Annotated in this window: 11 protein-coding genes and 1 pseudogene; 6 read left to right on the forward strand and 6 right to left on the reverse strand. The window is 72.6% G+C overall.

Annotated elements, in window-relative coordinates:
- The first annotated feature begins 107 nt into the window (after positions 1–107).
- Together AB0B33_RS38170 and AB0B33_RS38175 are read left to right on the forward strand one after the other, a co-directional pair.
- Positions 108–1493, forward strand: a complete 1386-nt coding sequence (locus AB0B33_RS38170) for a pyridoxal-dependent decarboxylase (protein WP_360781227.1) — start codon at positions 108–110, stop codon at positions 1491–1493.
- Positions 1494–1633: 140 nt separating this feature from the next.
- Positions 1634–2357, forward strand: a pseudogene (locus AB0B33_RS38175) (transposase).
- Positions 2358–2365: 8 nt separating this feature from the next.
- On the opposite strand, the gene AB0B33_RS38180 reads toward AB0B33_RS38175, so the two are convergent.
- On the reverse strand, positions 2366–4000 hold the full coding sequence (locus AB0B33_RS38180) for a thiamine pyrophosphate-dependent enzyme (protein ID WP_360781229.1): 1635 nt from the start codon (positions 3998–4000) through the stop codon (positions 2366–2368).
- A gap of 14 nt (positions 4001–4014) precedes the next feature.
- Here AB0B33_RS38180 and AB0B33_RS38185 point away from each other — a divergent pair, with 14 nt between their 5' ends.
- Complete coding sequence (locus AB0B33_RS38185; RefSeq protein WP_360781230.1) at positions 4015–4677, forward strand: GntR family transcriptional regulator; 663 nt, start codon at positions 4015–4017, stop codon at positions 4675–4677.
- A 38-nt stretch (positions 4678–4715) separates the two neighbouring features.
- Entirely contained in the window at positions 4716–5561 is an 846-nt protein-coding gene (locus AB0B33_RS38190) for an alpha/beta hydrolase (protein WP_360781232.1), read from the forward strand.
- Here AB0B33_RS38190 and AB0B33_RS38195 read toward each other — a convergent pair.
- The 3 genes from AB0B33_RS38195 to AB0B33_RS38205 form a co-directional block, all read right to left on the reverse strand.
- Positions 5535–6539: a pirin family protein gene (locus AB0B33_RS38195; protein WP_360781233.1), complete on the reverse strand. Its 1005-nt coding sequence runs from the start codon at positions 6537–6539 to the stop codon at positions 5535–5537. The two genes, AB0B33_RS38190 and AB0B33_RS38195, sit on opposite strands and share 27 nt — an antisense overlap.
- A 161-nt stretch (positions 6540–6700) precedes the next feature.
- Positions 6701–6991 (reverse strand): hypothetical protein, encoded by a 291-nt coding sequence (locus AB0B33_RS38200; protein WP_247024615.1) that lies wholly within the window; start codon positions 6989–6991, stop codon positions 6701–6703.
- A 182-nt stretch (positions 6992–7173) separates the two neighbouring features.
- Positions 7174–7608 carry a single-stranded DNA-binding protein gene (locus tag AB0B33_RS38205; RefSeq protein ID WP_360781235.1) on the reverse strand — a complete coding sequence of 145 codons (435 nt, stop codon included), beginning with the start codon at positions 7606–7608 and terminating at the stop codon, positions 7174–7176.
- A gap of 124 nt (positions 7609–7732) precedes the next feature.
- On the opposite strand from AB0B33_RS38205, the gene AB0B33_RS38210 reads away from it, so the two are divergent.
- Positions 7733–8344: a PhoU domain-containing protein gene (locus tag AB0B33_RS38210; protein WP_360781237.1), complete on the forward strand. Its 612-nt coding sequence runs from the start codon at positions 7733–7735 to the stop codon at positions 8342–8344.
- A 460-nt stretch (positions 8345–8804) separates the two neighbouring features.
- Here the strand turns inward: AB0B33_RS38210 and AB0B33_RS38215 are convergent, their stop codons facing one another.
- Complete coding sequence (locus AB0B33_RS38215; RefSeq protein ID WP_360781239.1) at positions 8805–9272, reverse strand: zinc-ribbon domain-containing protein; 468 nt, start codon at positions 9270–9272, stop codon at positions 8805–8807.
- A gap of 92 nt (positions 9273–9364) precedes the next feature.
- Here AB0B33_RS38215 and AB0B33_RS38220 point away from each other — a divergent pair, with 92 nt between their 5' ends.
- Entirely contained in the window at positions 9365–9790 is a 426-nt protein-coding gene (locus AB0B33_RS38220) for a nitroreductase/quinone reductase family protein (RefSeq protein WP_360781241.1), read from the forward strand.
- Here AB0B33_RS38220 and AB0B33_RS38225 read toward each other — a convergent pair.
- Entirely contained in the window at positions 9787–11901 is a 2115-nt protein-coding gene (locus AB0B33_RS38225; RefSeq protein ID WP_360781242.1) for a transglycosylase domain-containing protein, read from the reverse strand. The two genes, AB0B33_RS38220 and AB0B33_RS38225, sit on opposite strands and share 4 nt — an antisense overlap.
- Positions 11902–11910: the final 9 nt, after the last annotated feature.

The following is an 11910-nucleotide window of genomic DNA, read 5'->3' on the forward strand; positions in this document are numbered from 1 at the left end:
AGCGGCGATACCGGGCGTGTCGCGGCGGGTCGGAGCCGGGCGTGGGCGGGCCAGTTTCGCGGGATTGGCCCGCGACAGCCGCGGTCGAGGGCGCTTAGCGTCGGGGGATGTACGCGAGGCTTGCCGAAGACCTGGATGCGCTGCCCGATCTGCTTGACGCCGCGAGCAAGCTCGCTGCCGGTGCGCTGGCCGGGGTGGGGGAGCGGGCGGTGGTCGTTCCGCCTGGGGTTGTCACGCCGGCGGCGCTGCCGGGTGGTGGGGTGGGGGCGCGGGGTGCGCTCGAGGAGTTTTCGCGGCGGTGGGAAGGCGGGTTCGCCGCCAGTGCGGGGCCTCGGTACCTCGGGTTCGTCACCGGTGGGGCGACGCCCGCCGCGCTGGCCGGGGACTGGCTGACCTCGGCGCACGACCAGAACCCCGCCAGTGGGATGGACTCCTCGGCCCAGGACCTCGAGCGCGAGACCGTCGGCTGGCTGGCCGAGCTCTTCGGGCTGGGGCCCGATTTCTCCGGGGCGTTCGTCACCGGGGCCACCATGTCGACGGTGACCGGGCTGGCCATCGCCCGCGAGTGGCTCGGGGAGCGGGCCGGGGTGACGGTTTCCGACGACGGTGCCGCCGCGCTCGGGCCGGTGACCGTGCTGTCCGGGGCGCCGCATTCGAGTGTGCTGAAGGCGTTGTCGTTCCTCGGGATGGGGCGCTCGGCGCTGCGGGAGGTGCCGGTGCTCCCGGGACGTGAGGCCGTCGACGTCGGGAAGCTCGCCGAAGTGCTCGAGACGCTTGACGGGCCGGCCATCGTCGTCGCCAACGCGGGGACCGTCAACACCGTCGACTTCGACGACCTGCGTGCGATCGCCGAGCTCAAGCGGCGCCACGACTTCTGGCTGCACGTCGACGCCGCGTTCGGCGGGTTCGCCGCGCTGGTACCGGAACACGCCGAGCTGACCGCGGGGCTCGAGCTGGCCGACTCGGTCGTCGTCGACCTGCACAAGTGGCTCAACGTGCCCTACGACTCGGCCGTCCAGTTCACCCGGCGGCGCGACCTGCAGCTGCGGGTGTTCGCCAACAACGCCGCCTACCTCGGCGAAATCGGCGAGACGCCGGACTTCCTGCACCTCACCCCGGAGAATTCCCGGCGGCTGCGCGCCCTTCCGGCGTGGTTCTCGTTGACGGCCTACGGTCGCGACGGGCACCGCGAGATCGTCGAGCGCTGCGTCGCGCTGGCACGCGACCTCGGCGCGCGGGTCGACGACTCGCCGCACTGGCACCTGCTCGCGCCGGTGCGGCTCAACGTCGTCTGCTTCGCCCCCGCCGGGGACGCCACCCAGGACCGCGTCGACGCCCTCGTCCGCGCCATCGCCGAGGACGGGACCACCTTCCTCACCCCGACGGTGTACGACGGCCGCCCGGCGCTGCGTGCCGCGTTCAGCAACTGGCGGACCACGCCGGCCGACGTCGAACGGGTCTTCGCCGCGCTGGAGCGCGTCGCCGCCGGCTAGAGCCTGTTTTGATGTGCTGACCTGCGGAGCTTCTGGTCGGCGTTGTCGGTGCGGCGTGACTTGGATCAAATAGATGAGGTTCTCCGGTAGACCGATCAACCACCAAGCTGATCAAGAACACCGGAGACCTCGTGCCCAGCCTGGCGGCGACAGGGCGAGCCGACCTGACCGACGCGCAGTGGGCGATCCTGGAACCGCTGCTGCCCGTCGGCAAAAAGCTCGCCGCCCACCGGCATGGACAAAGCGCCAGCTTCTGGACGGCATCCGCTGGCAGACCGTCTATGGCTTGTTCCGGCGCTGGCAGCGTGCCGGGGTGTGGGCGATGATCCTGGCCGGGTTGCAGACCCGAGCCGACGCCGCCGGGCTGATTACCTGGCAGGTGAGCGTGGATTCCACGATCAACCGGCCCACCAGCTCGCCGCAGGCGCCCGCATCGAGGGTGACCTGCAGAAAGAACCGCGGGTGGTTGCTGGTGACCGCCGGGCAGCGTGGTGATTCGAGGCGGTGCTGGCCAGGGTCCGGGTCGCGCGGATCGGTGGTGGGTGAGCCCGGAGCAGGCCGGATCGTGTTCTGGCGGACAAAGACCCACAGTGCCCGCGCCAACCGGGCTTATCTGCGGCGGCGGGGGATCGCGTGCACGATTCCCCAGCCTGCTGATCAGGTCTGGCATCGCCGTGACCGCGGCCGGGCCGGTGGCCGGCCACCGGCGTTCGACCGGAGGTCTGCAAGCAGCGGCACGCGGTCGAGTGCGGCATCAACCGGCTCAAACGCAACCGAGGCGTCGCCACGCGGTTCGACAAACTCGCGGTTCGCAACGAGGCGACCGTGCACGTCGCGGCGATCAACGAGTGGCTACGCCATTGAAACAGGCTCTAGCTGCGGTCGGACTTCGGCATCAGGTACTTCCACGGCGAGGCGCCGGCGCCCAGTTCGCACGGGACGTGCACCAGGGCCGGGCGGCCCGACGCGAACGCCTTTTCCAGTGCGCCGCGCAGGTCGTCCGGGGTGCGGGCGGTCAGGCCGAGCGCGCCGAACGTCTCGGCGAGGCGGGCGAAGTCCGGGTTTCGCAGCTGCCCGCCCAGTGCGCGGCCCTCGAACAGGCGCTCCTGGTCGAGGTGGACGTTGCCGTAGTAGCCGTTGTCGAACACCACCGCGACCACGTTGAGTCCGTATTGGACGGCGGTCGAGAGCTCCTGCGCCGCGAACATGAAGCCGCCGTCGCCGGCCACCGAAACCACCGGGCGGCCGGGGAAGGCCGCCTGCACGCCCAGTGCCGTCGGGTAGCCGAAGCCGAGCGTGCCCTGGTGGCCGCACGTGATGAAGGTGCGCGGCGCGTAGACCTCGAACCCGAAGTAGGACGCGAAGCCGACCTGGCAGATCTCTTCGACGAAGAAACCGTCGCGGGGCAGCACGTCGCGGATCGCCCGCAGGTACTCCAGCTCCGGCCCGACGTCGGTGAAGCGCCGCGCCACCGCGGCCTTCAGCGCGGTGAACTCCGCCGTCCGGTCCGTCCGTTGTGGACCGACGGCCACGGTGAGGGCGGCCGTCGCGTCGGCCGCGTCGGCGATGACCGGGACGTCCGCTTCGAGCCGGGTCGCCTGCCGCGGGTCGATGTCGAGCAGGATCGTCTTCAGGCCGGCGGGCTTGCCCGGCCAGCGGAACCAGGACAGCTCCATCCGCGACCCGATGCCGACCACGACGTCCGTCTCGGCCCACCGCTCGAAGCCGGCGGCGCAGGTGAAGCCGAGCGGGTGGTCGTCGCCCACGATGCCGCGCCCGCCGCGGAACGCGACCACCGGTGCCTGCAGCCGCTCGGCCAGCGCCCGGACTTCGGCGGCCGCGTGCCGGGCGCCGCCGCCCACCATGATCATCGGGTGCTTCGCGCCGGCCAGCAGCTCCGCTGCCTGCTCCACCGCGGCCGGGTCGACGACCGGGCGGGGAAGCGGCAGCGGGCCGGCGGCTTCCGCCGGGGCGCGCATCCCCAGCACGTCCCACGGCACCGCCAGCGAAACCGGCCGAGGCCGGCCGCCCGCCGCCTCCCGGAACGCGGTCGCCAGCGCGTCCGGGACCGCGGAGGGGTGCTCGGCCAGCGCCGACCACTTCGTCATCGTGCGCAGCGTCGCCAGCTGGTCGGGCATCTCGTGCAGGTGCCCCAGCCCGCGGCCGAGGTACGCGCGCGGGATCTCGCTCGTCAGGCACAGCACCGGCGCGCTCGCCCCGAACGCCGAGAGCAGCGCGGCCGACGCGTTGAGGACACCCGGTCCCGGCACGACGGTGCAGACGCCGGTCCGGCCGGTCGCCTGCGCGTACCCGAACGCCATGTAGGCCACGGTCTGCTCGTGCCGGGCGCCGATCACCCGGATCTCGCCGCCGGCGCGGGCGAGGCTGTCGAACAGGTCGTAGGTCTGCACGCCGGGCAGCCCGAAGACGGTGTCCACGCCGTGGGCCCGCAGCCCGTCGACGATCAGGTCGGCCGCGGTCGGGGCCGGAGGCGCAGGGGGGACCATATATTGTTTCCTACATGATCAGCGCGTCCTCGGGAAGACCGGTCACGAAGTCCCAGCTGGCCTACGAGACGATCAAAGCCAGGATCCTGGACGGCAGCTACGGCCCGGGGTACCGGTTGGTGCTGGACCAGATCGGCCGCGAACTCGAGGTCAGCGCCGTGCCCGTGCGCGAGGCGCTGCGCCGGCTGGAGGCCGAGGAGCTGATCGAGTTCGAACGGAACGTCGGCGCCCGGGTGACCGCCATCGACCCCGTCGCCTACCAGTACGCGATGCAGACCGTCGCGATCGTCGAGGGCGCCGCCACCGGACTGGCCGCGCCACTGCTCACGCCGGACGCGCTGGCGCGGGCCCGCGCGCTCAACGACCGGATGCGCCGCAGCCTCGCCGAGTTCGACCCGCTGGCGTTCACCGCGCTGAACGCCGAGTTCCACGAGGTGCTGTTCGGCGCCTGCCCGAACCCGAACCTGGTCGACCTGGTGCAGCGCTGCTGGACGCGGCTTGCCGCCGTCCGCGACAGCACCTTCGCCTCCGCGCCGGGGCGGGCGCCGGAGTCCGTCGAGGAGCACGATCGCCTGCTCGCGCTGATCGAGAGCGGTGCCGGGCCGGACGAGGTCGAGCGGTTCGCCCGCGAGCACCGGCTCGCGACGCTGGAGGCCTACCTCGCCCGGACCCGGTGACGCTTGTCCCGGCCGGCGCCGGGTGCCAGGGTCGGGCCATGCCGATCTTCTCCGCGCCGGACGGGACCGGGCTCGCCGTCCACCTCGCCGGCTCCGGCGCCGAGCCGCCGGCGGTCTGCCTGCCCGGCGGCCCGATGCGGGCCGGGGCCTACCTGGGGGACCTTGGCGGGCTCGGCGCGCACCGGCGGATGGCGGTGCTGGACCTGCGGGGCACCGGGGACTCCGCGGAGCCGGTGGACCCGGGCACCTACCGGTGCGACCGCCAGGTCGAGGACGTCGAGGCGCTGCGCAAGCACCTCGGCCTCGACCGGTTCGACCTGCTCGGGCACTCGGCGGGCGCGAGCCTGGCCGTCCGGTACACCGAGCGGTACCCGGAACGCCTGCGCCGGCTCGCGCTGATCACCCCGAGCCCGCGGGCCGTCGGTCTCGAGCTGCCGGTGACCGAACGGCGGCGGATCATGGCGCGGCGGGCCGGCGCGCCGTGGTTCGAGGCCGCGGCCGCCGCCTACGAGGCCATCGCCGCCCGGACGGCGACCCGTGCCGACTGGGCCGCCTTCGCGCCGATGTACTACGGCCGCTGGGACGACGCGGCCCGGCGGCACCAGGCCACCGAACCCGGCCAGCGCAACGGTCCGGCCGCGCGGGCGTACAACGCCCCCGGCGCCTTCGAGCCCCCGGTGACCCGGGCCGCGCTCGGCGGTGTCACCGCCGAAGTGCTGGTGCTGGCCGGCGAACTGGACTGGATCGTCAGCCCCGCCGTCGCCGCCGAGTTCGCCGCGCTCTTCCCGCACGGCCGGGCGGTGGTGGTGCCCGGTGCCGCCCACTACCCGTGGCTGGACGACGCGGCCGCGTTCGGCTCAGCCGTGGGCGGTTTCCTGGCCTGACGCCGGGTTGCGACGCGGCTTGATGCGGACCGCGGGCAGCGCCGGGGCGGGCAGCCGCTCGCCCGGGTAGCCGGTGACGCTGCCGAACTGGTCGGACTCCGCCTCCCAGGCTTCGCGGAAGGCCGCGATCTCCTCGTGGGTGCGGCCGACGAAGTTCCACCACATGAGGATTTCCTCCTCGAACGGTGTGCCGCCGAGCAGGAGGAACCGGGCCGGGCCCGGCCCGCGGTTGCTGAGCGTCAAGGTGCGGACGCCGGTACCCACGTAACCCAGCTCCGCCGCCCGGACGCGGGTGCCGGCGACCTCGACGTCGCCGGCGTCGACGAGGACGCCGTGCTCGAAGCGGGGATCGACGCCCAGGGACATGTGGGCGTCGGGGCCGAGGACGATCTCCGCACCGAGCAGCGGGGTGAACGTCGGGATCGGGGACGTGCGCCCGGCCAGCGACCCGAGGAACACGCGGATCTCGGCGCCTTCGATCCGGTTCACCGACGGCACGTAGTGGTCGAACGCGCGGGCCGTGTGCCGGTGCCGCTCCGGCAGCGCCACCCAGAGCTGGACACCGTGCAGGGTTTTCGTGGCCGCTGTCGAGACCTCCGAGTGGCAGATTCCGTTGCCGCCCGTCATCAGGTTGAGCTCGCCGGGGCGGACCATCGCGTGCGTGCCGAGGCTGTCGCGGTGCTCGATCTCGCCGTCGAAGAGCCAGCTCACCGTCTGGAGGCCGGTGTGCGGGTGCGGGGCGACGTCCATCGCGCCGGGGGCGGCGACTTCGTCGGGACCGTAGTGGTCGGCGAAGCACCAGGCTCCGATGAGCGAGCGGGAGCGCTGGGGGAGGGTCCGCCGGACACGCATCGCGCGCGGGCCGCCGAGGGGGACTTCGCGCGGGGTGAGGATCTCGACGGCGGGGCGGTCGGGATCGGTGGCCGTCGGGCGGTCGGCGCACGCGAGCTCGGCCGGGGTGGCCTCGGTGTTGCTCATGGCCGCCACGGTAGTCGGGGTGGGCGCGCCGGGCCGAGGCGCTGCCCGCCGGGACGGGGTGCGCGAGGCGGCTGCCGGTGGCCGGTTGCTCGCCGGGGCGTCCCCCGGCGAACGCCCGGGACTTTGCTTTGTGGAGTTGTCAAACAGCTACCCGATCGCCCTCAAGCGGCCGGGCGGTGCTTCTCGGTCAGGACGGCGTGGCCCGCCGTCGTCAGGATCGCCGGGACCAGCTCGCCGGGCCGGCCGGGGCGGGAGGGGCGGACCAGTCCTTGGTGGGCCAGTGCGTGGGCGGAGAACTGGTCGCCGCACGAGAGGCCGTCGATGAAGAGGTCCGGTTCGCTGCTGCAGGAGACCAGGCCCCGGCCCGCGGCGACGGCTCTCAGCATCGCGCGCATCCGGTGGTTGAGCTCGGGGCGTGCTCCCGGTGATCCGGCGTTCTCGTTCCCGTTCATCTCGGTCCCTCCCGCTCTGGTTCGGCCTCGTCCTACCCGTGCGTCGAACCGGCTGAGCGGATTTCGACAGCACACCCGGGTTCGGTCCGGCCTGAGCGCTCCTCCATCGTCACCGCCGTTGATCCAGTACGGCTCGAAACCCCGTCGACGGGTGTTCGGGTGCCGGGCGCGAACGGATGGGGTCAGAACGGAGGCGCGGCCGCCGCCACCGGTTCCGGGGTCCAGGTGCTGCTCCCTTCGACACCGGTCGGGCGGCTGGTCTTGGTGACCTTGGCGGTGGCGTAGCGCAGGCAGGGGCCGAGTTCGTCGACGTCGAGTTCCGTCACCGTGCGCTTCTCGCCCTCTGCGGTGTCGTACGACCGCTGTCTCAGCCGGCCGTGCGCGATCACGCGGGACCCGCGCAGGAGGGACTCCGCCGCGTTTTCCGCGTACTGCCGCCACACGCTGCAGCGCAGGAACATCGGGTCGCCGTCGCGCCATTCGCCGGACTCGCGATCGAGCTGACGGGGCGTGGACGCGATTGTGAAGTTCGCGACCGCCGCGCCGGCCGGGGTGAACCGCAGTTCCGGGTCCGCCGTCAGATTGCCGATCACCGTGACCATCGTTTCGCCCGCCATGGGACTCTCCTTCCGCTCCGGTGCGGGGTGCACCGCTCTCGCCGTCGAGGAGAGCACGGGGGACCGACAATTCCGGGCCGGGCGACGAGGTGCCGGAACCCGGCCGGGCTGGTTTCCTGCCGCCATGCCGACGGCGTTTCAGAAGGAACTGGTCACGCTCGCCCACCGGCTGGCGGACCTGTGCGCGCTCGTCGCGAGCGCGCTCGAAGAGGCCACGCGCGCGGCCCTCGAAAGTGACCACACGCTGGGCGGACGTGCCCGCGAACAGGCCGCGGCGGTGGCCGCGCTCGGGGCCGCTTGCGAGGACCAGGCGGGGGCGCTGCTGGCCCTGCACGCGCCGCGGGAGGAGGAGGTGAAGGCGGTTCTCGCCGCCGTGCACGTCGCTGCCGAAGTCACTCGGATGGGTGGACTTGCGCGGGAGATCGCGGAGGCGCGGGGAGTCGTGCCGGCGCCGGTGCGGCCCGTGGTGGCCCGGTTGGGGGCGCAGGCGGCCGAGGCTGCCCGGGTTCTGGGGGAGCTGCTCGGGGGTGGGGACGGGGGCGGGCTCGGTGACGTCGTCGCGTCGGCTGCCGCGGGTGAGGGGGAGTTGCGGGAGCTGGCTGGTGGGCCGGAGTGGGTTTACGGGCGGCGGGCGGCGGTGGAAGTGGTGCTGCTCGGTGCCGTGTTCGCGCGGTTTGCCGGAATGGCGGGGCGGGTTGCTCGGCGGGCTGCCGGATTTGCACCGGTTGGGGCTTGACGGGAATTGGTGAGGCGCCGGGTTGCCTGCGCTGGGGATCGGCGAGGAGGCGGCGCCTGGCACCGCAACGGTGGATGGGGCCGGGTCGGTTCGAGGGCCGGGCGGTGTGGTGGCGTGCGGGCGGCCGGTGCGCGGGTCGGCTCGGCTGGGATCGGCGAGAGATACGGCACCGCGATGGTGGGTGGCGCCCGGCTCGGTTCGGGGGTGGGGCGGCCGGTGCGCGGGTCGGCTCGGCTGGGATCGGCGAGAGATACGGCACCGCGATGGTGGGCGGCGCCGGGCCCGGCGAGCTGCCCGGCGTCACGAAGTCGAGCGGGTGAGCCGGATGCCGAAGCCGGACCGGGGCCGGGTTCGAGGGTTGGGCGGCCGGTGCGCGGGTCGGCTCGGGTGGGATCGGCGAGACAAACAGAGCCCGGCACCCCGAGAACGGGTGCCGGGCTCTGCTCGAACGAGTAAGGGCTTACTGGCCCTGCTGGGGGAACTGACCCGGCCGGCCCGGCTGTGGGAAGCCCTGCGGCTGGGACGGGTGCGGGGGCTGGAAGCCCTGCGGGGCCGGGAAACCCTGGGGCTGGGACGGGTGCGGGGACTGGAAGCCCTGCTGGCCCGAGTCCTGCGTCGGGAAGCCCTGCGACGGGTGCTGCGGCTGGGACGGGTGGGGCGGGTAGCCGGCCGCCGCCTGGGGCTGGGGCTGCTGCTCCTCCTGGGCCTGCAAGCGGACCGCGTCCTCCTTGGGGATGCGGTTCTCGATGCCGCAGAAGGTGCACTGCGCGCTGTACTTGACGCCGATCGGGAAGAGCGGGATGAAGAACAGCGTGAACTTCGTGACCGCCTTGCGGACCGCGTGGGAGGCGGGGTTGCCGCAGCGGCCGCAGAGGAACGTCGTCATCGCCAGCACGTAGATCCGTGTCCGCCAGCCCCAGATCAGCATCGGTCTTCTCTCTTTCGGTCCGTGTTCGCCGCAGCCTCGCACACCGGTGTGCCGCGGCGTGGCGGTTTGGGGGAACTGGCTAGATTGGGCTCATGCCGAGCGACCGCGTCCTGAAGACGATGAATGCCGTGCACCGCGGACTGATCAAGCTCACCGGCGGGCGGGTGGGCTGGCAGGCGGGCATGCCCGTCCTCGAGCTCACCACGGTCGGGCGCAAGAGCGGGCAGCCGCGGACCGTGCTGCTCACCTCGCCGCACCAGGAGGGGGACGCGCTCGTCGTCGTGGCCTCGCGCGGCGGGGACGACACGCACCCCGCGTGGTTCCTCAACCTGCGGGACCGGCCGGACGTCGAGGTGTCGCTCAAGGGCGCGCCGAAGCGGCCGATGCGGGCGCGGATCGCCGACGCCGAAGAGCGCGCGAAGCTCTGGCCGAAGATCGCCGGTGACTTCAAGAACTACGCGCAGTACCAGACGAAGACCGAGCGGGAGATCCCGCTCGTCTTCCTCGAACCGCGCTAGTTCCGCGCCTGCAGGTACGCCGGGTCCGGGCCGGGGATCGGCTGGTCCGGCACCCCGGCCAGCAGCTGGCTCATGGCGTGGAAGTACGGCGGCGCGGCGACCGTGCCGCCGAACGCGCCGTGGCCGCAGTCGCCCAGGTGCACCGGGGTGCCCGGGCAGATCTCGCGCGGGTGCGAGCCGTCGGCGAAGACCATGGACGACACCGCGTAGCCGTCGACGCCGCCGACGAACGCGACCGATTCGCTCTGCTGGGTCGTGCCCGTCTTGCCGATGTCGGGGCGGGTCCAGCCGGCCGCGTGGGCGGCCTGGGCCGACGTGCCCTCGGTCGTGTCCTTGCTCAGGCCCGCTTCGAGGGTGTTCGCGACGCCCGTCGGGATGACCTGTTCGCACGCCTGCCGCGGCACCGGCACGGCGTTGCCGTTCCGGTCGGTCACCGACAGGATCGGGTCCGGCGGGCACCAGACGCCGCCGCTCATCAGCGTCGCCGAGACGTTCGCCATCTCCAGCGGGCTCACCGGGCTGTTGCCGAGGGTGAACGACAGCAGGTTCCGGAAGTACTCCGACTGCGGCCGGCTGTACTGCGGGTTGCTCGACGCGGGGTTCGGCGCGGCACCGGCGTCGTTGGTCGCGAGGGTGTTCCGCAGCCCCAGCTTGTACGCCATGTCGAGCACCGCCGGCATGCCGATCTGGCTCTCCAGCCCGACGAACGCGACGTTCGGCGACGTCGCCAGCCCGTCGGCGAGGCTGATCGGATCGGCGTAGTGGCCGTCGTTGTGGACGGTGTAGCACGACGCGTGCGAGTCCGGCACCGGGAAGCACTGGCTGTCCGGGTTCGGCAACGGCGTTTCCAGGCCCGCCTTGCCCGTGACGAGCGCCGCGGCCGAGGTGAAGATCTTGAACGACGAGCCCGCGCCGAACTCGTTGCTGGCGTCGGCGACGATGTCGGTGGACGTCTCGCCCCGCGCCGGATCCGTGCCGTAGTCGCGGTTGGCGACCATGGCGAGCACCTGGTGCCCGGTCGAACCCGGCTGGACGACGGCGAAGGTGTTCGCGACGCCGTCCTGGGTCGTCGGCACGTTCGCGTCGACGGCGTCCTTCGTCACCTGCGAGACGCGCGGGTCGAGCGTGGTCTTGACCGTGTACCCGCCGGTGGCCAGCTGGTCCGCCGTGAAGCCGGCGTGCACGAGGTAGCTTTCCGCGTAGGCGCAGAAGAACCCCGCGTCCGGCGCCGCGCCCATGCAGGTGGCGGAGGGCGTCACGGGCCCGTTCGGCAGCAGCCCGAGCGGTGCCGCCTTCGCCGTCGCCGCGTACGACGCCGGGATCGAGCCGTTGGTGACCATGTCGTCGATGACGAGGTTGCGGCGCTGCAGCGCCTTGCCGGCGTGCGTGTACGGGTTGTAGACGCTGGGGTTGTTCACCATTCCGGCGAGCAGGGCGGCCTGCGGCACGGTCAGTTTGTCCGCCGTCGTCCCGAAATACGCTTTTGCCGCCGCGCCGACGCCGTACACGGTTCCGCTGAATTCGACCACGTCGAGGTAATCCGCCAGGATGTCGTCCTTGCTCGTCGTCGCGTTGAGCTGGACGGCCATTTTCGCCTCGCGCAGCTTGCGGGCGAGCGAATCCTCGCGGTCGGCCTGCTGGGCCACCGGGTCGGTCCGGTCGACGACGTTGATCAGGTAGTTCTTGACGAACTGCTGCGAGATCGTCGACGCGCCCTGCAGCGCGCCGCCGGTGCTGTCGTTCAGCGCCGCGCGCAGCGTTCCCTGCAGGTCGACGCCGCCTTCGGAGTAGAAGCGGCGGTCTTCGACCGCGATGATCGCGGCCTTCATGGTCGTCGCGATCCCGGCCGAGGTGGCCGGGAGGCGGTACTGCGCGTAGAGCGTCGCGATCGGGGTACCGTCGCGATCGGTCACGGTCGTGGTCAGCGGGGGATCGGCCGCCGCGAGCTGGGCGGAAATGGTGTCCACCGAATCGCTCACCTGATTCGACAGCAGGCCCGCGCCGATGGCGGCGGGCGCCACCGTTCCCGCCACCAGAATTCCGGCGAGAACGCACAATCCGACCAAAGAGAACACGCTGGGGCGACCATTCACGGAACCGAGATTAGCCATCCGGGAATG

The organism is Amycolatopsis sp. NPDC049159 (assembly GCF_040648295.1).
Taxonomy (GTDB): domain Bacteria; phylum Actinomycetota; class Actinomycetes; order Mycobacteriales; family Pseudonocardiaceae; genus Amycolatopsis; species Amycolatopsis pretoriensis_A.